Origin of the sequence: Amycolatopsis sp. WAC 01416, from assembly GCF_003947485.1 — a bacterium.
Classification (GTDB): Bacteria; Actinomycetota; Actinomycetes; order Mycobacteriales; family Pseudonocardiaceae; genus Amycolatopsis.
Genome location: NZ_QHHX01000014.1, coordinates 20,539 through 41,854, shown reverse-complemented (window position 1 = coordinate 41,854; position 21,316 = coordinate 20,539). Strand labels below are relative to the sequence as shown.

The following is a 21,316-nucleotide window of genomic DNA, read 5'->3' as shown; positions in this document are numbered from 1 at the left end:
TTGCGTGTGCAAGGACCGCAAGCAGGTGCCGAATCGCGTCATTCGAAGCGTGCGGTGTCGCCGGCGCCGCGCCGCACGATCTCCGGCTCCCCCGACGAGAAATCGATGACCGTGGTGGGTTCGACCCCGCACTCGCCGGAATCGATCACCGCGTCGACCACGTGCTCCAGGCGTTCCTTGATGTCCCAGCCCTGGGTCATCGGCTCCTCCTGGTCGGGCAGCAGCAGCGTGCTCGACAGCAGCGGCTCGCCGAGCTCGCCCAGCAGCGCCTGGGTGACCACGTGGTCCGGGATGCGCACGCCGACGGTCTTCTTCTTGGCGTGCAGCAGGCGGCGTGGCACCTCCTTGGTCGCGGGCAGGATGAAGGTGTAGCTGCCCGGCGTCGACGCCTTGACCGCGCGGAAGACCGCGTTGTCCACGTGCACGAACTGGCCCAGCTGGGCGAAGTCCTGGCACACCAGGGTGAAGTGGTGGCGGTCGTCCAGTTTGCGGATGCTCCGGATGCGGTCGATGCCCTGCCTGTTCCCCAGCTGGCAGCCGAGGGCGAAACAGGAGTCCGTCGGGTACGCGATGAGCCCGTCTTCGCGCAGGATGCCGACGACCTGTCCGATCGCGCGTCGTTGCGGATTCTCCGGATGTACGTCGAAATACCTGGCCATGCGCCGAGCTTAGGGCCACCGGGCCGCGGCCGCCGCGAGAGCCCGCCCGGCACGGCGTACACATTAGAATGGCGGATCGGCACACGTCTTCCATCGTGGCGTCTTCCGCGATCGCGCTCATGGTCCGAACGAACCACACCCGCTCGGGTGATCGAGGCGATTTTCCCTGTCCCCAGCGGGGAAAGCGTCTCCCTTGCGGCCGTCCTCCCCTACCCGGAAGAAGCCACCAGGGTAACGAACATGGGTTAGGATCCGAATCACACGGCGATGGAAGGTCGCGCGGCGGCCTGCCACGGCCGACGCAGGGGGAAGCACGACGAAGACCGAGACTTCTTCTGTTACCACTGGGGTGCCTGTGCCGGAACAGCTCGCGGTGACCGCCGAACCTCTGGGTACCGCCGGGGTCGACCGGCGTCCCCGGCGGGCATTGTTCCTCGCCGGCCTGATCATCACCGTCGTCTTCGTCAACTCCTGTCTGTTCGGTCTCCTCGCGGTTCTGCTGCAGCCGGGGGTCGACTTCTGGCATGGCCTGCTGGCGGTGCTGTACGTCGGGCCCGTGCTGGCGATCCAGCTGCTGTACTTCAGCCGTCCGGCGGTCCGCCTGGACACCAGGCTCGCGAAAGCGATGCTGGCGGTGCAGGCGTGCCTGGCCTACCTGTCGACCCTGCACTTCGACGCGGCGCTGAGCTCGCTGACCACCCTCGCCGCGGGCAGTGCGCTGCTGCTGTTCCGGCCGAGGACGGGCTGGACCGTGTTCACCGTGTTCATGGCGGGCACGATCTGGATCCTGTGGACCTACGACGAGACCTGGCTCGGGGCGTTGTTCGACAGCGTCACCGCCGTCTTCTACGCCCTGGTCGTGTATCTGCTGACCTGGCTCGCGCGGCTGGTGACCGAGCTGCACCAGGCCAGGACCGAACTGGCGCGGCGGGCCGTGGCCGAGCAGCGGCTGGCCTTCGCGAGGGACCTGCACGACCTGCTCGGGCTCAGCCTGTCCGCGATCGCGCTCAAGGGCGAGCTGGTGCACCGGCTGCTGCGCAAATCCCTGGACCAGGCGCGGGCGGAACTCGCCGAGATCACCGGGATCGCCCAGCGGACGCTGTCCGACGTGCGGTCGGTGGCCAGGGGCTACCGGGAGCTTTCGCTCGACAAGGAATCACGGACCGCGGTGTCGCTGCTCTCGGCGTCGAACGTCGCGGTGCGGGTCGAACTCGAGCAGGTCGAGCTGCCGGTGAAGCTGCGCACCCTGCTGGCGAAAGTGCTGCGCGAGGGTGTGACGAACGTGCTCCGCTACACCGGCGTCGAGCACTGCGAGATCACCGTGCGCGAGACCGGGGGCCGCGTCGTGCTGGAGATCGCGCACGACGGGACGGCACACGAGGACGTCCCGGAGGAGACGGCGGAGAGCCTGCGTGAGGTGACCGAGGAGGTCGCCGGGCACGGCGGGAAGCTCAGCGCGGGCACCGACCCGGCGGGCCGCTGGCGGCTGCACGCCGAACTCCCGGTACCCGAGCAGGCCGAGCCCGCCGAGGCGGCGCTGGAGCAGGAGCCCGGCCACTGGTCCCGGATCGACGCCAGGAACGTCCAATGGACGATGTCCGCGGTCTTCATCATCTTCAGTCTCTCCGCGATGGCCCGGGCCTTCATGCTGACCGACGACGGCTGGTCCCTCACGCTCATCGCCGGGTATCTCACCGCGCTGACCACGCTGCAACTGTCCTATTTCGCCCGGCCGAACGTCCGGTTGCGCTCGCGGCAGAGCTACGCGCTGCTGTTCGTGCAGGCCTGCCTGATCTTCCTGCCGCTGATCCCGCTCGGACACGCCTGGGTGAGCCTGCCCAGCCTGTTCGCCGGCACCGCGCTGCTGGTGCTGCCGCCGCTGGCCGGATGGACGGCGTTCGCCGCGACCGCGGTGGGCGTGGTGCTGATCCGGATCGGCTACGGCACCGACTTCCTCGGCGGCTTCTACAGCTTCGCGTCCATCCTGAACACCGGGCTGATGGTCTTCGGTCTCATCTGGCTGATCCGGCTGGTGACCGAACTGGGCGAGACCAGGAAACGCCTCGCCGAGGTCGCGGTCGCCGAGGAGCGGCTGCGGTTCGCCCGCGACCTGCACGATCTGCTCGGGATGAGCCTGTCGGCGATCGCGCTGAAGAGCGAGCTGACCAGCCGGATCATGGACATCGACACCACCCGCGCCTCCGACGAGCTGCTGGAGATCCTCGGGCTGACCAGGCAGGCGCTGGCCGACGTCCGCTCGGTGGCCAGCGGCTACCGGGAACTGTCGCTGGATCAGGAGTCCCGGTCGGCGCAGGCGGTGCTGGTGGCCGCCGACGTCCAGGTGCGCCTGGAGATCGAGCAGGACGACCTGCCGACGACGGTGCGGACGGTGCTGGCCGTGGTGCTGCGCGAAGGCGTGACGAACGTGTTGCGGCACAGCAAGGTCGAACGCTGCGAGATCGCCGTGCGGCGGACCGTGAACGGCGTCGCGCTCGACATCGTCAACGACGGTGTCCAGAACGGACGGCCACCGGATCCGGAGCGGCCGGAGCGGGTCGAGGCCCCGGGCAGCGGCATCACGAACATGTCCGACCGCGTCACCGGACTCGGCGGGGAGCTGACCGCCGGGGTCGAGGCCGACGGACGGTTCCGGCTGCACGCCGTGGTGCCCGTCTAGGCCGTGTCCGGTAAGTCTGTTCGATGGGCTTCGTGATCCAGGTGGTTCCTGGCGGTGCGGGCGGATCGGCCTCGTACCGGGTCGTACTCGGCCGCGTCCGTCCGTACCGTCAGGGACCACCTGGGCGCGAAGACCGCGAACATGACTTACAGGACACGGCCTAGATCCAGCCGGAGTCCCTGGCGATCCGGATCGCGTCGACCCGGTTGCGCGCGTTGAGCTTCGAAACGATCGTGGTCAGGTAGTTGCGCACGGTTCCGGTGGAAAGAAAGGCCTTCGCCGCGACCTCCAGGGTGTCGCGGCCTTCGGCGGTCAGCCGCAGGACGTCGATCTCCCGCGGGGTCAGCGGGCATTCCACGGTGTCCCAGGCGGCGAGTGCCAGGTCGCCGTCGACCATCCGGCGCCCGGCCGCCACGCCGCGCACGGCGTTGGCGAGTTTCTCCGCGGGGGCGTCCTTCAACAGGAACCCGTTCACCTTGGCCGCCAGCGCCCGGCGGAGCGTGCCGGGCCTGCCGAGGCTGGTCAGGATCAGGGTCCTGACCTCGGGCAGCTGCTCGTGGAGTTCGGTGGCCGCGGTGAGCCCGTCCTTGCCGGGAAGGTCGATGTCGATGACCGCGACCTGGGTCCGGGAAACCCGCGCGGCGGTGAGGATCTCGTCACCGGAAGCCACTTCGGACACCACTTCGATGTCGGGCTCCAGCCGCAGCAGCGCCACGAGCGCTCCCCTGACGATATGCATGTCTTCGGCCACCAGAACTCTGATCACCATCGCGCCGTCCCCTCACGCGCACCCCCATGGCCCCAACATAAACACGCCCGGACGGAACGCGTTCCACCGTTCGGGTGGTGCGTCGGTCCGGTCCATTTTGGGGACGTCACGGCAAAAGCGGCGCGGGCGACCGATTCCGCAGTCGGTCGGCTACTTTCCGTCGACATGCCGGACCGCCGCTCGCCTTCGGGGCGCGAGCGGCGGTCCGGTGGGGTGCGCTCAGCTCGCCTCGGCCAGTGGCGGAGCGGTGCAACAGGCTCCGGTGAAACAGTTGAAGACCTCACCACGCGGCTGATTGGTCCAGTTGTCGAAACGGTCGATCACCAGATCGACCTGGCCTCCGGCGAAACCGGTGTCGATTCCCCGGACGGCGAAGAGCGAGCGGACGTTGTCGGTCACAGCGTTCTTCATCGAATGGCTCCCAGGCTGTTCGGCGGTTTTCCTTCGCTGAGGGAATCGTGCTGCCCAGGGCCGGTTCGCGGCCAGTGCCATGCATCATCGCGGGGATGTGCTTTTCACCTACGCCAGAAGGTTCTCCTCGACTGCTCCACTTCCGCGACCTCCGCTGTCGAACGGAGTAGCAGAGGCTTTGGCGGTGACGGAACGCGGCCGGCCGGTCTCAGTGAGGCACGGTTGTCCGGTGTGGACAGTCGAATCAGGATTCGAGCAGGCGCGCCAGACCGGCGTACCCACCCTCCTTCAGCCGCACGCCCGAAATCTTCGCGTAGGCGTCGTCGGCGCGGATCCCGAGCCCCTCGACCATCCGGTTCATGAAGTTGAACAGGGCGCAGACGAGGACGGCGTCGTGCAGCGCGGCCTCGTCCCAGCCCGCCGCGAACACCGCTTCGGCGTCGGCGTCGGTCATCCGTGACGGCGTGCGCGTCAGCTTGCCCACGTAGGCCAGTACGGGCTTCATCCGCTCGTCCACGGGCGAGGAGTCCAGATCGGCCAAAGCGGCCGTCAGAAGCCCTTCCGGCACACCGAAAGCCTCCGCGGTGACGGTGTGGACCCCGTGGCAGTACCGGCAGTCGTTGACGCCGGAGACGTAGGCCGCGATCAGCTCCCGCTCCCCCGCGTCGAACGCCGACGGCGCCCGCATGATCAGTTCGTGCAGATCCAGCAGTTTCGACGCCGGGGCCGGGAACTTCCGGAAGACCTGCAGCAGCGTGGTGTCAGTCGGCAAAGACCCGAGATAGGACATCGTGTGTACCGCTCCCCTTTTCCGGCGCCCGCCCGTGCTCGGCGAACTCTTCGACGTCGTCGCGACGCAGCCAGCAGGCCGCGAGGCAAGCCACCGAAGCCGGTCCCAGCCCGGTCACCGTGGCGGCGACCCGCGCGGTGGCGTGTTCCCATTCTCGGCGCAGGGAACCCGCCGCTGTCATCTCCGGACCTGCTTCGATCAACGGGCGCACCGCGCGCCAGCGCACGATCCCGGCTTCGACGAGCGCATCGGTGCCCAGGTCGAGCGCGTCGTGCCGGGCCTGGTCCACGGCGAGGGCGACCAGCGCGGGCTCGTCGGCGAGACGGGCTAGCCCGACGCCTGCCAGCAGACGTTCGGCGTCCAGGCCCAGCAGGATCACCCCCGCCTCGGTCGAGGGAGCGTCGTCGATCGACGGCAGGGTGAAACGGGAGTCGTACGGTTCAGACACGGGCGACGTCCTTCGCGGCCGTCCGCAGCGGGGCTTCCCGCCGCAGGTTCTCGGCGACGGCGGCCGCGACCCGCGCGGTGGCGACGCGGTGGCCGTCGATGTTGCGGGCGGCCGGGCCCAGCGCCATCCCCGCGGCCGCGCCGACGGCGAAGACCCGGGGCGCACCGAGGTAGGCGAAGGTGCGCTCGTCCAGCTGAGGCCAGCCGCCGCGGTCGAGAACGGCCTCGCCGGGCATCAGACCGTCACCGATCGACGGCGTGGTGCCGAGCGCCAGGACGGCGTGCTCCACGGAAACCCGCGAACCGTCTTCGAGGTGGAGGGCGACCCCCGGTGCGACCTTCGTGATCGCCTTGCCTCGATGCACGATCAGCCGTCCCTCGGCTTCGGCGGCCTCGAGCATCGGCCGGAACTCGAACATGATCGACGCGCGCCGGAAGCGGCCCATCAGTTCGAGCCGTTCCGGCCAGCTCACGCCGTCGAAGCGGGCACGGCCTTCCGGCCGGAAGAACGACGAGTTGACGTCGGCGCACTGGTAGCGTTCGCCCGTTTCGCGAACCACCCAGTGCACCTCGCGGCCTTGGGCGAGCCCGTTGGAGATCAGGTGTGCGGCGGTGAGGCCGGCGCCGACGACCGCGAGCCGCTTCCCACCGGCGGGAACGGGTTCGTCCCAGTAGCTCACCCCGCGCGGCGGATGACCGCCGCCCCACCAGGTGTCCGGGGCGGACCGGCGCTCCTCGCCGAGACACAGCACGGCGTGGCGCGCGGTCACGGAGAACCGGTCGGCGCGCACGGTGACCGCCTCCGACGTCGGCAGCACCTCGCGCACCGAACCGCGCCAGGTCCGTTCGGTGACGTGATGGCTCGCGGCCAGATGACGGCAGTAGGCCTCGAAGACGTCGACGGGGACGACGGACCGGTGCCCGGCCTGCGCCATCCGGATCTCGCGGCGCTCCACCGGCGTCAGCACCGACCAGTGCAGCCGGGCGAAGTCCAGCAGTTCGCAGTCGCGGTAGCCCTCGACGCCGGGGTGGTGCTCATACGGTGACCGCAGCACGCGCTGGCCGAGCAGGTCGATCCGGTCGAAGAACCGGCCGCAGGGACGGCCGTCGCGGTCGACGATGACGAGGTCTCGCACGCCGTGGTGCCACAACGCGGAAGCGACCGCGAGCCCCGCCGGGCCCGCGCCGACGATGACCACGTCGGCGCCGGACGGCGGTTCGGCGGCGGCCGGCGCGCGGGCGCCGGGGACGACCGGCCACTCCCGCCCGCGCGGCGATTCGAGCAGCTGGGGTTCCGGGACGAACGTGATCACCGGTGTACTCAGCCGATCACGGTCACCGGGACGATCAGCTCGATCACAGGGCGCTGTTTCATCCCGTCGCTGATCATTTCGTCCAGGGTCTGCTGGGACTGCTCGGCGGTGTCGGTCGCGATCGGGCTGTACCGGGAGTAGGAGTAGGTCGGCTTCCGCCCTCCCGCGTCCAGCGAGTACACCTTCAGCACGGCCTCGCCGGGCCGGACTTCACCGTCGTAGAAGGTGAGGCGGCGCTGGTCGGGCGTCATGAAGGACTTCGAGAACTGGCGGGAAAGCACGAGGGTCTCGGCGTCGTTGACGAAGGTCGAATCCTCGTCCGTGACGACCTGCATCGCGACCCAGGTCTTGTCGGTCAGGTTGGTCTCGGACTTGATCACCTGCCAGCGACCCGGCTCCGGGAGGTTGACGCTGACCGAAATATCGTGGTCGGTGGTGTCGATCGCGCCGGAGATCATCAGCACCCGGCGGCGGACATCGGCGACCCCGGCCATCTGAATGTCACGTGCGCGCACCCGTGTGGAAACATCCAATCCCGGGAATTCAGGTGATGACATCTTTTGTGCCTCCAGCCCTCGAGACGAACACAGAACACAAAACGCAAATTCCAGCCCGACAGAATTCCCCCGCCCCCAAACACCGGAAGAATTTCACGCCGAACTGGACGATGTCAAGATGAGGAACGCATGACCCGCTGGTACGAAAGGCCGCCGGTAAGAGGCAGGAGACTGGGCCGTTCAGCGGTACCGGGTCAGGAGCCGTCGGCGTCCTCGATCCAGGCAGCGGCGGGTGTGCCGTGCTCCAGCGCGCCGATGTAGACGATCTCGAACGAGGAATCGGACCGCTTGAGCCCTATCCGGATGACGAGATCATGCTTCACCAGAATAATGAACTGATGCGGATCGCGGCCGTCTCCGAAGATGTCGTAGATGAGAAAGGCGGATCCGTCGGCCACCGCGAAAAGTGCTTCGTAGATGACATTTCGATCAGCCTGCGGTGCATTGATCGCCCATTCTTCCAGCACCTGCAAACCCGACGTGAGCTGGAGGCGCATAGCCATCCGGAGGCCTCCTCGTGGTCTGGCCGGGTCGTGGGCGATCTTCATTCTCGCGCGCGCGATACCCGGTGGTCTTCTTTGTCCGTGCTTTACATACCGGTCGAGCAGGCCGGACACGGCCTAGTTGTAGCCGAGGACGATGTGGTCGGCCGGGAGCTCGTTCTCGGCGGCCTGCCGCGGCTCCGGGACGAACGCCGTCGCGTCGGCCTCGGCGGTCCCGCAAGGGTCGAAATCATCGCCGGCCACTCGAATTCGCACCTGTGCCGTCATGGCGTTCCTCCCGACCTTCGATGAACGACTCACTTGACAACCAGGATGAACCCGCCCGATCGGGAACCGATCGTGACGCGATCGAGGACGCGGGAGGCTCGTGCTGAGCAAAGAAAAAGTTGCGGTCGAGGGGGTACCGGTAGTGCCCTTGTGGTATCCGGAAACCAGGGAGCACACCATGACCGAGCGCCTCGACCCGTACGAGATCTACGCCGACGACGAACTCGACGTCGACCTGCTGGGCCTGTCGTGGCCCGACCCGGCCGTCCCCGAGCAGCGAGACAGGCAGTGAGCGCGGCGGAACGGCAGCGGACCTGCGCGGCCTGCGGAGGCCCGTTCGAGCCTGGGGAGCGAACGGATCTGGAGACGGTGATCGACGGCGGCGTCCTCTACGTCGCCGTGCACACTTGCCACAGCACGTATCCGCCGCGGCGGGAAACCGAGGCCGCGCGACGGCTCACCGCTTAGCGCGGCGCCCGATCACGCGAGTGACGCCCTCGATCACGCGAGTCACGCGTCCAATCACGCGAGTGACGCGCCCGATCACGCGAGTGCCCACCGGACGGCTGATCGGGTTCTATCGGGGGGCGAGGCAACTGGCGTGACGCGAAAGCCACTTTCGCAACGTCGAAGGTTGCGAAAGTGGCTTTCGCGTCATGTGACGGCGTCCGTCAGCGCAAGACCGAAGTGCGCCAGGTCGCCGGGGTTCGAGACGACCAGGCGGATCGCGCCGGCGCGGCGGGCGGAGGCGCGGCCGAAGCGAGCGCGGTGAAGACGGCGACGAGTGCCGCCAGTTCGGCGTCTTCCGGGTCCCCCCGCAGGACCCGGAAGATCGGCGCACTGTCCTTTTCGGACGGTGACATGGTTCCCCCGTTCAGATCGGATGGTTGCCGTGCTTGCGCTGGGGTGCGGCCTTTCGCTTGTCCTGCAGCATGTCCAGCGCCCTGGCGACGGCGGACCGGGTGTCGGCGGGGTCGATGATGTCGTCGACCAGCCCCCGTTCCGCCGAGTACTGCGGGTTCATGAACTCCTCGGTGTACTCCGCGACCAGGTGGGCGCGGAGTACGTCCGGATCGGGCGCGACGGCGAGGTCCTTGCGGAACAGCACGTTGACCGCGCCCTCGGCGCCCATCACGGCGATCTGGTTGGTGGGCCACGCCAGTGACAGGTCGGTGCCGATGGACCGCGAGTCCATCACGATGTACGCGCCGCCGTAGGCCTTGCGCAGGATGACCTGGATCCGCGGCACGGTCGCCTCGCAGTAGGCGTGCAGCAGCTGCGCGCCGTGCCGGATGATCCCGGAATGCTCCTGCTCGACCCCCGGCAGGAAACCCGGGACGTCGACGAGGGTCACCAGCGGGATGCTGAACGCGTCGCAGAACCGCACGAACCGCGCGGCCTTCTGCGAAGCGGGACCGTCGAGCACGCCGGCGAACACCATCGGCTGATTGCCGACCAGGCCGACCACCCGGCCGTCAATCCGCGCGAGCGCGCACAGCACATTCGGCGCCCATCGCTCGTGCGTCTCGAAGAACTCGCCGTCGTCGGTCAGTTCCGTGAACACGTCCCGCATGTCGTAGGGCTTGTTCGGCTCCACCGGGACGAGTTCGGCGAACCTCGGGCGCCGGTCCTTGCCCGCGTCCTGTGACGGCTCGCGAGGCGCGGGCTCCAGATAGTTCGACGGCAGCAGCGAGACCAGATAGCGGACGTCGGCGAGGCAGCTCTCCTCGTCGTCGTGCACCACGGTCGCCACGCCGGACGACGCGCCGTGCACGTCCGCGCCGCCCAGTTCGTCGTGGCTGACCCGTTCCCCGGTCACGGTCTCGACGACGTCCGGCCCGGTCAGGTACATCCGGGCGGTGTCGCGCACCATGAAGACGAAATCCGCGAGCGCGGGCGAATACGCCGCCCCGCCCGCGCACGGCCCCAGCACCACGCTGATCTGCGGGATGACGCCGGACGCCTCGACCTGGCGGCGGAAGATGCCGCCGTAGCCGTTGAGCGCCATGACCCCTTCCTGGATCCGCGCTCCCCCGCTGTCGTTGAGCCCGATCAGCGGTGAACCGGTGGCGATCGCGAGGTCCATCACCTTGTGGATCTTCTCCGCGTGCGCCTCGCCGAGCGAACCGCCGAAAACGGTGAAGTCCTGCGCGTAGACGAAGACGCGCCGTCCGTCGATGGTGCCCGAGCCCGCGATGACCCCGTCGGTGTACGGCCGGTTCTCCGCCAGCCCGAGCCCGCTCGCCTGATGCCGTCGGTACAGCTCGACCTCGGTGAAGGAATCGGGGTCCAGCAACAGATCCAGCCGTTCGCGCGCGGTGTGCTTGCCGAGCGAATGCTGCCGCCGGACGCCGTCGAGCCGCCCGTCGACGATGTGCTCGCGCAGTTCGTCGCGCTGGGTGCGCAGCAACGGCATCGTCGGTTCCGGGGGGTGCACCGGTTCGGCGCCCCTGGCGAGCGGGATCACCTGCCCGTCGGTCGCCCTCGGGATCCGGGGGCGCCGCAGCCGGTCCTCCGGCAGCGGCACCACCTCGGAGTCCTCCGTGCGCTGAGCGCCCGGATCGCCCTGCAGGGTCACGCCGCCTCCCTGAGCCTGGCCTCGCGCTCGAGCTCGTCGAGTTCGATCTCCCGCTTGATGTCGCGCCAGCACACCCCCCGCCCGAGACGGGGCATCGTGGTCACCACCGGCGGCCGTTCGGCCGAGGACGCCGGGGCGGTCGCGGCGGATTCGTTGATGGTCATGACAATTCCTCTCCCTGTCAGGCCGATGCCCGTATCCGGCCGTCGATCTGGTGATAGCCGCCGCTGTAGAAGACCAGCGAGTCCTGCGCGGTGCCGCGGCTGGAGGCGACCACCTTGCCGAGGAAGATCGAGTGGTCACCGCCCTCGTAGACCTCCGCCAGCTCGCATTCCAGCCACGCGAGCGCGCCGTCGAGCAGCGGGGCGCCGGTCCGCGGCCCCGCCGTCCAGTCCACCGAATCGAACTGCGCGAGCCCGGCCGGGCGGCGCCAGTCCGCGAAGTACTTCGCCAGCTCCTTCTGGTCCGACGCCAGCACCGTGACCGCGTACGACCCCGCCGTCACGATCGCCTCGTGCATCCGTGCCGCGCGGGAAACGCAGCACAGCACCATCGGCGGCTCCAGTGACACGGAGGTGACGGCGTTGGCGGTCATCCCGTGTGCCCGTTCGCCCCCGGCGGTCAGCACGGTGACCCCGGTGGCGAACTGGCCCATCACCTCCCGCAACCCGGACTGCGCGGACAGCCGTCGTCGCGCGGCGGGTGTCGGCAGGCGTTTCAGCACCGGCCGCGAAGGTTCCTCCACCTCGCCCACGTCACTCCCCCTTGCCGTCGACGGCGTACGGGGCCAGCGCCTCACGCAGTTGCTCGGGCACCCTGCTGGGCACGGTCGCCGTGTTGGGGCCGCGCATGCACGCGATCCGCTGCCGTCCGCGCGCCACCAGCCGCTCCCCCTCGCCGGTGAGGTGGACGTAGTCGAAGGTGAACTGGATCTGGGTCTGGGTCAGCTCTTCCAGCCGCAACCGGATGGAGAGCTCGTCGAACGCGGTGATCTCCGCGTAGAACTCGCAGTCCACCTTGAGCGTGAAGAGTTTCAAGTCCCGGCGGACCTCTTCGAGCACCGCCGGCGCCTTGTCCTTCAGGAACATCTCGCGGCACCGGCCCTGCCAGCGCACGTAGTTCACGTAGTAGACGTTGCCGACCAGGTTGGTCTCTTCGAACCCGACCGTGTGCAGGATCTCGTAGTAGTCGGCCATGTCAGTTTCCCTCTCCCTGTAGCACCGCGAAGACCACGGGATCGGTCCGGTCGTTGACGGTCGTCACCCAGGTGGCGATGCGGGCGGCACCGTGCGAGAGCACCGCCCAGCCGTCCGGATCGACCCGGTGCACGGTGAGTGCCTGTGTCATGTCCCCGGTCTTGCGCACGCATTCGAGCGCGCTCCAGACCCTGGTGTGCGCGACCGAAAGCGGCTCGCGGGCGTCCGCGGCGAGCAGTTCGCCCACCGCGAGCAGATCCTCGCCGAGCAGACCCGCCCAGTCCTGGAGTGTCCGTTCGATCGCCGTCTCGACGTCGCAGGCGATCCGTCCGTCGCCCGCGATCGCCAAGGTGAGTCCGGCGCTGTGCGACGCGCTGATCTCGACCCCGTCGGCTTCCGGTTTCCCGTCCGGCCGGTAGCGGATCTCGAGCGGGCGGTCGACGGCGCGGCCGGCGGCCAAGGCCGTCTGCGCCCGCCGTTCCGACGTGGTCTCCACCGCAACGCCCACCGGGTCCGGTTCGACGACGATCGCGCGGGACGAGCCGAGCAGTCGTTCGACGGAACGCTCCAAATAGGACCCGAGCATCGACGGGACCCAAGGCCCTTCGCCGTCACGTTTGCGCACCGCGCGCAGTTTCAGCCCTTCCCACCGCTCGACGAGCTTCCCGTCGGGGTTGCGGACGTCGAGGTCGTAGAGGTAGCTGTCGCCGTCCTGCGAACGCTCGCGGGCGTCGAGGAGCACGTACTCCGGGTCCTGCTCGCCGGGCTCGGCCAGGTACAGCCGCTCGATTCCTTGCGGCAGCAGGGTCGCGTCCGGGACGCAGCACTGGATCGCGTGCATCATCGCGTCGCGGGTGCCAGGGTCGGCCAGAAGCTGTTCCTGCGGAAGGAACGGCGCGAACCAGTCGACCTCGGCGCCGGTCGCGATCTCCGCGACCGCGTGCCGGGCGCCTGCCCGGCGATATCCGGTGACCCGCTGGAATCGCTTGCCCTGGAACAGGACCGTGCCGTAGAGCTCGGTCGTCGGGTCGACCGGGACCGGCGGCAGCGCGACGTCGCGGACGACGGTGTCACCCAGCGGGTCGGGCCGGGAGAACCGCAGCCGGGCGCGGAAGTGGTCGGCGCTGAACCCGGTCTCCCCGCTGCGCAGCACCACGTCCACCGTTTCGGCGTCCCTGGCCAGCGCGGCGAGCCGGATCGTGGTCGACCCGCCCGGCGAGACGATGATCGGGCGCAGGAACTCGACGTCGGAGAACACCGGTGCCGGCAGGGTTTCCACGCCCAGCGCGGCCTTGGCGACCTGGGTCATCGCCTCCATGCCGATCACCGCCGGGAACAGCAGCTGGCCGTCGAGCAGATGGTCGGCCAGATACGGGTCGCTGCCCGCGGAGAGGTCGGCCTCGGTGATCAGCTCGACCCCCGGGTAGTGCACGACGGCGCGGTCGACGAAGCGGGTCAGCGGCAGTTCGCGTTTCTCCACCGGCAGGGTGACCAGTCCCGCTGTCCGGCCGCAGACGACCAGTACCGACGGGGCGGCCGGATCGCCGACGACCTGGCGGAGGATCTCGATGCCCTCCTCGGTCGGGATCGGGGTGATGCCGTCGCGCATCAACGCGCTGACGACGCCGAGCTTCTCGCCCATCCCGGTCCCCGACCAGACCGACCATTCGAGGGCGATCGCGCGGGCCTGGGGGTGCTCGCGGCCGAAGCGGACGGTCAGTTCCGTCATCCAGTCGTTGGCCGTGGCGTAGTGCGCCTCACCGCGCAGCCCCGCCCGTCCGATGATGCTGCCGAAGGTCACCAGCAGCTTGATCTTGTCCTTGTCGACGGCGTCGAGGACGGCGTTGAGGCCGCCGATCTTCGGGGCCAGCGTCTTGCGGAAGGTCTCCTCGGTCAAGGAGAACAGCGCGGCGGGCTCGTTGCGGCCCGCGCCGTGCAGTACCGCGGTGACCGGTCCGAACCCGTCCTGGATCCGGTTGACGGCGTCGGCCACCTGACGGGCGTCGGTGACGTCGGCGCGTTCGTAGCGGTAGGTGATGCCCGCCGCCGCCATCCGGCCGAGGTTCTCCGACAGTTCGGCGTCGTCGGCAGGGTCGCTGCGGCCGAGCAGCGCGAGTTTCGCGCCGGAATCCTTGGCCAGCGCCAAAGCGCTCTCCGCGGTGATGCCCTTGCCGCCGCCGGTGACGAGCAGGACGTCTTCGGCGCCCAGCGGTGTCCCCTGGGCTTCGGACGGTTTGAGGGCACCGAGCTTCGGCACCGTGCGGACACCGGCGGAGTCGTAGCGGACTTCGCTGAAGTCGTTGGTGGCCGCCACTTCGGTGACCACGGTGGACACCGCGGCACGGATGGCCTCGGGGTCCGCCGGGCGGACGTCGGCGAGGTCGACGATCGTGGTCCTGGCCGACGGGTCTTCCAGCCGCAGCGTCTTAGCCAGGCCTGAGGCACCGAGACCGTGCTGCACCACGACGAACCGCGTGCCGTTGGGCGCGGACAGCACCGCGCGGCCCGCGTCCAGGAACAAGCCCACGTCACCGGAATCGCTGTCCGCGTTCAGGCACAGGACGACACCGTCGCCGACGCCCGCGGTGGCCAGCGCCGCGCGCAGCGGCTCCGCCAGCGGGTGGCCCTCCGGGGCGAACGCCGTCCACTCCGCTTGCGAAAGGCCGGCGGCTCCCGGCGTGAGGTCGGGCGACGGCTTCGGCGCGACGGCGTACTCGACCGCGAACGGCCGGACCCACGGCCCGACTCCGGCGACCTCGGCCTGGTTGCTGTCGGCGGGTTTGGCGGTCTGCGCGAGTTCGTCGATCATGTCGGCGAGTTCGCCGAGGCAGACGGTCGCGAAGTTCGGCATGCCCTCCAGCGCCGGACGGCCGAGCGCACGGGTCACGTCGTTGACGAGCTGACCGACGGTGATCGACGAAAGGTGCAGGTCGTCGAGCGGATGTGTGTCGGCGGTGACCGCTTCGAGCGGCAGTTCGACCCGCTCGGAGGCGAGTTTCCGCAGCAGTTCGAGGGTGCTGCTGCCGCCGCTTTCCGTCGTCGCCCCGGTCGTGGCGGCGGCGGGTGCGGTGGGGTCGGTGACGCGGTCGCGGGCCAGTTCCGCGTCGATGGACGGCGCGGCCTCGCACGGGCTGGTGAGGAACGAGAACTTCCCGTCCACCGGCAGTGCCCGCACGACACGGCCGTCGAAGAGCGCGGACGTCTCCAGCGGGGCGCCGATCGCGAACGCGGCGCCGGCCACCTTCAGCACCGAAGCCAGCGTTGGGCTGTCGGTGTCGATCGCGAGCGCCGGGGTGCCAGGCGCGATCGCGCCGAACAGCCCGGTGAGCACGCGGCCGGGGCCGACCTCGATCACCAGGTCGCTGCGCTCGGCGACCTTCGCGGCCGCCTCACGGAAGCGGACCGGCAGGACCACCTGATCGCGCAGCAGGTCACGCAGGTCCTCGGCGGCGTGCAGGACGTCGCCGGTCACCGTGGAGACGACCGGCCGGTCGAGCCTGGCGAAGTCGAACGTGGCGAGTTCGCCGGTCATCGCCTCGGCGGCCGGGACGACCGCGGGCGAGTGGAACGCGTGCGAGACGTTGATGCGGGTGGCGGTGACACCTTCCGCGCGAGCACGGGCGACCACCCGGTCGATGGCGTCCGCCGGTCCGGAAAGGACGGTCTGCTCGGGAGCGTTGTACCCCGCGATGACCACCTCTTCGCCCTCGGCGAGCCGCTCGGCGACCCCCGGGGTGGCCGCGATCCCCGCCATGGCACCGTTTCCGTCGCTCGCGGTCGCCATCACCTTGCCGCGGATCTTGGCCAGGCGGAGGACTTCGCGTTCGGTGAGCGCGCCGCCCCAGTGCAAGGCGGTCAGTTCACCGAGGCTGTGCCCCGCGACCGTCCGCGCTTCGATGCCGAGGCTCTTCAGCACCCGGAGCCCGGCGAGCGAGCCGGTGACGATCCGCGGCTGCGCGACGTCGGTGGCGACCTGGTCCGCGCCGGTGGACAGGCCAGCGGCGCGGTAGATGTCGTCGGCGTGCCCGAAGCGCTTGCGCAGCGCGCCGACCGTGCCCTGCCCGGAACCCTGACCGGGGAACAGGAATCCGATCTTCGGGTCCGTCGAACGCGCACTGGCGAAGATGCCTTCGCGGGAGGAGAAGACCTCCGGTTCTCCCTCGCCGAGAAGGTCGAGGAGCTTGGCCAGCTTGCGCTCGGCGTCCTCGGGGTTGGCCGCGACGACCGCGGCGCGGACCGATTTCCCGGACAGTTCCGCGGAAAGCGTGCCCGCCAGGTCCGCGAGCTCCGCGAACGAGAGCTTCGGGACGACCTCCAGCAGACCGGTCACCTTGCCACGCAGCGACGCGGCGTCGTCCTCGTCGAGGAGCAGCAGCTCGCTGTCCTGACGTCCGGCGACCAGCGACCGGGTCTTCTCGTCGAGTTCCTTGCGCCGGGCCGCACCCGGCGCTTCGGTGACGGTGACGTGCGAGTTGATGCCGCCGAACCCCATCGCGGAGACACCCGCGCGGACCGGGTGGTCCGAGGGCCACAGCCCGGCCTCGGCCGGGACGTACATCCGCGCGGAATCGCCGACCAGCGACTCGTGCGGTTCGAAGTGGCCGGTCGCGGGCGGGATGACCTGGTGATAGACCGCCAGCGCGGCCTTGATCAACCCGGCGACCCCTGCCGCGGCCTTGGTGTGGCCGATGTTGCCCTTGATCGTGCTCAGCGCGGCGGGGTCAGCGAGCGGGTCGGCGTCGCGTCGGACGGTGGACAGCGCCTCGATCTCGGTGGCGTCGCCCAGCGCGGTCCCGGTGCCGTGCCCTTCGAAGTACGAAACGGTCTCGACCCCGTAGCCGGCCTTCTCGTAGGCCCGTTTGAGCGCGAGGCGGTGACCCGACGCCTCGGGGCGGGTGATGCCGCCCTTGCCGTCGGAGGAGACACCCCAGCCGCCGATGGTGGCGTAGATCCGCTTGCCCTGCGCGATCGCGTCCTCCTCGCGCATCAGCACGAGCATGCCGGACCCCTCGCCGGGCCAGAAACCGTTGGAATCGGCGTCGTAGACCTTCATCTCCCGTTTGGCGAGCGCGCCGGTCTTGGCGAACCCGATCACCTCGAACGGGTCGATCGACAAGTCGACACCACCCGCGACGGCGACGTCGAGGTCGCCCTCCGAAAGCGCGTTCGCCGCCGTGACCACGGAGAGCAGCGACGACGAGCAGGCACCGTCCACGGTGAAACCGCCGCCGCCGAAGTCGAAGAAGTTGCAGACCCGGCCGGCGATCGTGTTCGCCAGCCCACCCGCGAGGGAGTCCTCGTCGATCTCCGGGAACGGCGCCTTGTACTGCACCTCGAGATCGTGGAGGAATTCGGCGGTGTCGCCGTCGGCCCAGCCGCGCTCGGCGAGCGCCGCCGCGATGGTCCGGCGCACGTACGGCCAGCGCAGCCGCATGATGTTGGCCCGCGAGAACTCGCCGGTGAGGCTGTTGCCGATGACCACGCCGGTGTTGGGCCGCGGCAGCCCGTCACCCTCGGGGAAACCCGCGTCCGCCAGCGCCTGCACGGCGACGTCGAGGGCGAGCCAGTGCGTGGTGTCGGTCGAGCGGAACGTACTGCCCGCGACCTTGTACTTGATCCGGTCGAACTCGTAGTCCCGGAGGACCGCGGCCTTCTGGGCGTAGAAACGGTCCGGAGCCTCGGGGTCGGGCGAGTAGTAGTCCTCGCGGTTCATCCGCTCGTCGGGCAGCCTCCGGAACGCCCGGCGGCCGGCGAGGACGTTCTCCCACAGTTCTTCCGGGGAACCGGCGTCCGGGTATCGGAGACCGATACCGACAATCGAAATCCGCTCAACGCTCATGCCACCGCACTCCCCTAGCTCTCAACCACTCAAGTCACGGAATCGGAGTCTCGGCGCCAGAACCCTGTTCCGGGAACGAGGGCGCCGTCCGCACCTGCAGTCCGGTCAAGCATGAACCGGAGCAGGGCGAGAAGTCTTCTCTCATGTTGTTGAAGGCGAGCTCGATAGCGAGACGCGGTGGGCGGCCGCGGCGAAACTCGTCCACCCCACGAGCTCGACCAGCTCTCGATCGCCCAAGCCGGCGGCGGTCACCAAAGCATCGTCGACCTGATAGGGCGCCTTCGCCACCACCAAGGCCAGCCGGACCGCCGGATCGTCGAAGGCGTCCACCCACGAACGGCTCAATCCTGGCGCGGAACCGTCCCATGTGGACAGTTCTCGCGCCACGACTTCCCGTACCTCCGAGGGCACCGCCAGCGAGGCGAAAGCCGACGCGGCGCGGGAGAACGCGTCCTCCATGATCGGATTCCCCGCAGCCCAGGAGAAATCCCGCGACCCTGCCGGAAGCAGGTCCAGCGACTCACCGGGCAGTGCCGCCGACGCCGGGCGAAGGAGCCGTCCGAGGACGGTCTTCGCCTTCGAACGTGCCGAATCCGGCACGTTCGAAGGCAGCGGTGACGGCCCGAGGAACACGCTCACCACCCGGTTCAGGTAGTGGAACGTGAACGCGACGGCGGTCAGCTCCGCCCTGGCCGCCACGGACAACGCCCCGGCGAACGGATCCGCGACAGGCCGCCCGTCGGCGATCGCCGATGCCTCCGAGGAACGCCCGAGCGAATCCAGCGCCATCCCATGGACCTCGACACAGTAGGGGCACGAGTTCGCCCGCGAGACCAGTGTCGCGACGACCTCCCGATCAGCCCGGCTCGTCGCCCCCGCCGCCACCAGCGATTCCCGCAGCATCACCCAACTCGCCGCGAGCACGGTCGGTGACGGCGAATGCAGTGCCACCGGCGGGGCCAGCATGCCGAATTCGCGTTCCAGCCGACGGTAGACGTCGCGCACGAGCCCGGTCGCCCGGCCGTACGGGACCGGCCGGACGTACCGGACTTCGCGCAGCACCCGTCTCAGCGCGAGTCTCACCAGCGCGGGCGCCATGCTCAGCTCCCGGCGACCAGCGACAGCTTGCTGACCGCCCGCCGCCCGGTGATCGAGCCGTCCGGAGCCGGCGCGCCGTACGTGACGTCGACACCGCGTGCCTGCAACGCACGCACGATGCCCGGTACCGAACGTTCGGCCAGCGCCGCGATCGTCATCGCCGGATTCACCGTCAGCGCGCCCGGCACGGAGGCGCTGTCGGTCACGAAGATCCCGGGATGGTTGCGGAGTTCGTGGTTCGGGTGCAGCGCCGAGGTCTCCGGGTCGTCACCGATCCGGCACGACGCCAGCGGGTGCACGGTGTACGCGCCGACGACGTCGTTGGTCCACGGCGACACCTTCGCCAGGCCGTCCTTCTCGAGGATCTCCTTGCACTCCGCGTCGGCCAGCGACCAGCCGTGCAGGGTGTTCGGCGTCGGGTCGTACTTCAGCGGGCCGCGGCCGAGCATCTGCTGGGAGATGCGGTACGCGTTGCCGGTGGGCGGCGGCGCGCCGAAGACGCCCTCGTTGTCGTCCTCGGTCATCAGGAAGATGGTCAGCCAGGACGACCACTTCTTGAGGATCTCCTTCTTCTGCGCGCCGAACCAGCGCGGTTCGTCTCCGTCGGGCACCTGCGCGAGGATCGTGCCGAGCCCTGGCGGGAAGTACAGCTGCTCCAGCGAGTACCGCTCGTACTCCGGAAGCGAACCGTCGAGCTTGTCCCAGTTCGCCACCGTCGGGCCCTTGCCGATGTGGTTGGCCTCGTAGACCTTGCCGTCCTCACGGGACAGTCCGAGCACCTCGCGGACGCGCTCCTCGTCGATGATCGCGGTGTTGAGCCGCTCACCGTTGCCGGAGAAGTACCGGCCGACCGCGTGCGGCATGGTGCCCAGCGCCGCCTCCGAACGCTGAAGGATCACCGGAGTCGCCCCCGCGCCCGCGGCGATGATGACGACCTTCGCGTCGATCGTCCCGCTGCCGGTCTGCGCCCGGTAGTCCGTGTCGTCGACGACGTTGAAGTGCACGCGGTAGTCGCCGTCGTCGATCCGCTCGATGCGCTGGACCTCGTGCAGCGGCCGGATCTTCGCCCCGTGTGCGAGCGCGGCGGGCAGATAGTTGGTCAGCAGCGAGCGTTTCGCGTCGAACCGGCAGCCCGCCATCATGAAGTTGCAGTTCACACAGCGGTCGTTGTCCACCGCGACCGGCGCCGGGTTCGCGGTCCGGCCGGAGTGGTCGCACAACGCGGCCCACAGCCCGCCCGCGTACGAGACGTCGTTCCAGTCCTGTGTGGACACCGGAAGCGAATCCGAAACCCGGTCGTACCAAGGCTCCAGGGTGTCCCGCGTCAGCACCGACGGCCACATCCGCCTGCCGATGCCGCCGTGGCGCTCGAACACGAACTTCGGCGCGCGCGGCATCGCGGCGAAGTACACCACGCTGCCGCCGCCGACGCAGTTCCCGCCGAGCACGCTCATCCCGTCGCCGACGACGAAATCGAAGGCCCTGGTGTAGGACGAGCCGAGCAGGTAGTCGTGCTCGAACTCCTTCGTCTCCAGCCACGGCCCGCGTTCCAGCACGGTGACCTTCGCCCCGCCCGCGGCCAAGTGGTAGGCGGGGATGGAGCCACCGAACCCGCTGCCGACGATGACGACGTCGGTCTTGTCATAGGCAGTCATGCCGGACTCCCGGAAGGCGTGGTGTCGGGGTGGAGTCGCGCCAGTTCGCGACGGTAGGAGAACTTCGGGAACCGCCACAGGCCGTCTTCGTCCGGCGCGGTGTATCCCATCGCCAGCAGGCCGGGGTGCCCCTCGGCGATCGCTTCGGCGGTGTGCTTGTGCGCCGCGCTGTCGAAGGCCATGTTGCAGAACAAGGCGAGGCTGACCCAGCCGTCCTTCTCCGGATGTCCCGGCGCGGTCAGCGACCGCACGAGTGCCGTTCTGTCCGCAAAGGACAATGCGACGAACGGCGGCAGGGCCTCGTCGAGTTCGAGGTCGTTTTCCTTGGCGTGGATCTTCGCGTGATCGTTGAGGGCCTGCGCCAGATAGGGCAGCCCGACGGTCACCCCGGTCGCCTCGGTGTGCAGCAGTTCGAGCGCGCCCGCCACCACCGCGCCCGGCCCCGGCGAGGCGCCGGCGATCGCGTGATCCCCGGGGAACCGCTTCTCGCCCGGCAAGATCGTGTCCGCGTAGGCCTCCAAAGTGGACACCTTGACCTGTTCGTCCGAATCCACGGA

The 21,316-nt window shown here is 69.4% G+C and carries 20 protein-coding genes; 2 read left to right on the top strand and 18 right to left on the bottom strand.

The window, feature by feature from the left end; genetic code table 11:
* Positions 1-38: 38 nt before the first annotated feature.
* A complete protein-coding gene (locus tag DL990_RS37620) occupies positions 39-659 on the bottom strand; it encodes an L-threonylcarbamoyladenylate synthase (protein ID WP_125786031.1) in 621 nt (206 codons plus the stop codon).
* A 355-nt stretch (positions 660-1,014) separates the two neighbouring features.
* Here DL990_RS37620 and DL990_RS37615 point away from each other — a divergent pair, with 355 nt between their 5' ends.
* Complete coding sequence (locus DL990_RS37615) at positions 1,015-3,336, top strand: sensor histidine kinase (RefSeq protein ID WP_125786032.1); 2,322 nt, start codon at positions 1,015-1,017, stop codon at positions 3,334-3,336.
* Positions 3,337-3,496: 160 nt separating this feature from the next.
* On the opposite strand, the gene DL990_RS37610 is transcribed toward DL990_RS37615, so the two are convergent.
* The 8 genes from DL990_RS37610 to DL990_RS42265 all read right to left on the bottom strand — a co-directional run bounded on the left by DL990_RS37610 (position 3,497) and on the right by DL990_RS42265 (position 8,369).
* A complete protein-coding gene (locus DL990_RS37610; protein ID WP_199746772.1) occupies positions 3,497-4,105 on the bottom strand; it encodes a DNA-binding response regulator in 609 nt (202 codons plus the stop codon).
* Positions 4,106-4,324: 219 nt separating this feature from the next.
* Positions 4,325-4,516: a hypothetical protein gene (locus DL990_RS37605; protein ID WP_125786033.1), complete on the bottom strand. Its 192-nt coding sequence runs from the start codon at positions 4,514-4,516 to the stop codon at positions 4,325-4,327.
* Between the two features lie 244 nt (positions 4,517-4,760).
* Entirely contained in the window at positions 4,761-5,306 is a 546-nt protein-coding gene (locus DL990_RS37600; RefSeq protein WP_125786034.1) for a carboxymuconolactone decarboxylase family protein, read from the bottom strand.
* Complete coding sequence (locus DL990_RS37595; protein WP_125786035.1) at positions 5,278-5,754, bottom strand: DUF6187 family protein; 477 nt, start codon at positions 5,752-5,754, stop codon at positions 5,278-5,280. Before DL990_RS37595 ends, DL990_RS37600 begins: the two co-directional genes overlap by 29 nt.
* A complete protein-coding gene (locus DL990_RS37590) occupies positions 5,747-7,066 on the bottom strand; it encodes an FAD-dependent oxidoreductase (RefSeq protein WP_125801524.1) in 1,320 nt (439 codons plus the stop codon). The genes DL990_RS37595 and DL990_RS37590 overlap by 8 nt, the downstream gene beginning before the upstream one ends.
* Positions 7,067-7,074: 8 nt before the next feature.
* Positions 7,075-7,560 (bottom strand): DUF6423 family protein, encoded by a 486-nt coding sequence (locus DL990_RS37585; RefSeq protein ID WP_199746771.1) that lies wholly within the window; start codon positions 7,558-7,560, stop codon positions 7,075-7,077.
* 257 nt (positions 7,561-7,817) lie between these two features.
* Positions 7,818-8,126, bottom strand: a complete 309-nt coding sequence (locus DL990_RS37580) for a DUF6235 family protein (protein ID WP_125786038.1) — start codon at positions 8,124-8,126, stop codon at positions 7,818-7,820.
* 117 nt (positions 8,127-8,243) lie between these two features.
* The gene (locus tag DL990_RS42265; protein WP_255431423.1) at positions 8,244-8,369 is read right to left on the bottom strand and encodes a hypothetical protein; all 126 of its coding nucleotides are present in this window, start codon (positions 8,367-8,369) and stop codon (positions 8,244-8,246) included.
* A 312-nt stretch (positions 8,370-8,681) separates the two neighbouring features.
* Here DL990_RS42265 and DL990_RS37575 point away from each other — a divergent pair, with 312 nt between their 5' ends.
* A complete protein-coding gene (locus DL990_RS37575) occupies positions 8,682-8,861 on the top strand; it encodes a hypothetical protein (RefSeq protein WP_125779726.1) in 180 nt (59 codons plus the stop codon).
* A 203-nt stretch (positions 8,862-9,064) separates the two neighbouring features.
* On the opposite strand, the gene DL990_RS37570 is transcribed toward DL990_RS37575, so the two are convergent.
* From DL990_RS37570 to DL990_RS37535, 9 genes are all read right to left on the bottom strand, one after another.
* Complete coding sequence (locus DL990_RS37570) at positions 9,065-9,256, bottom strand: acyl-CoA carboxylase subunit epsilon (protein WP_125779728.1); 192 nt, start codon at positions 9,254-9,256, stop codon at positions 9,065-9,067.
* An 11-nt stretch (positions 9,257-9,267) separates the two neighbouring features.
* Positions 9,268-10,809, bottom strand: a complete 1,542-nt coding sequence (locus DL990_RS37565) for an acyl-CoA carboxylase subunit beta (protein WP_370451406.1) — start codon at positions 10,807-10,809, stop codon at positions 9,268-9,270.
* 158 nt (positions 10,810-10,967) lie between these two features.
* Entirely contained in the window at positions 10,968-11,135 is a 168-nt protein-coding gene (locus DL990_RS41610) for a DUF6222 family protein (RefSeq protein ID WP_199746769.1), read from the bottom strand.
* Positions 11,136-11,152: 17 nt separating this feature from the next.
* Positions 11,153-11,725, bottom strand: coding sequence for a flavin reductase family protein (locus DL990_RS37560; protein ID WP_125779732.1), 573 nt, complete (start codon positions 11,723-11,725; stop codon positions 11,153-11,155).
* 1 nt (position 11,726) lies between these two features.
* Complete coding sequence (locus DL990_RS37555; RefSeq protein ID WP_125779735.1) at positions 11,727-12,167, bottom strand: thioesterase family protein; 441 nt, start codon at positions 12,165-12,167, stop codon at positions 11,727-11,729.
* Between the two features lies 1 nt (position 12,168).
* Complete coding sequence (locus DL990_RS37550) at positions 12,169-18,006, bottom strand: type I polyketide synthase (protein ID WP_125801522.1); 5,838 nt, start codon at positions 18,004-18,006, stop codon at positions 12,169-12,171.
* A gap of 141 nt (positions 18,007-18,147) precedes the next feature.
* On the bottom strand, positions 18,148-19,104 hold the full coding sequence (locus DL990_RS37545; protein ID WP_125801521.1) for a carboxymuconolactone decarboxylase family protein: 957 nt from the start codon (positions 19,102-19,104) through the stop codon (positions 18,148-18,150).
* 2 nt (positions 19,105-19,106) lie between these two features.
* Entirely contained in the window at positions 19,107-20,759 is a 1,653-nt protein-coding gene (locus DL990_RS37540) for a GMC family oxidoreductase (RefSeq protein WP_125779741.1), read from the bottom strand.
* Complete coding sequence (locus DL990_RS37535; RefSeq protein WP_125779743.1) at positions 20,756-21,313, bottom strand: DUF5987 family protein; 558 nt, start codon at positions 21,311-21,313, stop codon at positions 20,756-20,758. The genes DL990_RS37540 and DL990_RS37535 overlap by 4 nt, the downstream gene beginning before the upstream one ends.
* Between the last annotated feature and the right edge of the window lie 3 nt (positions 21,314-21,316).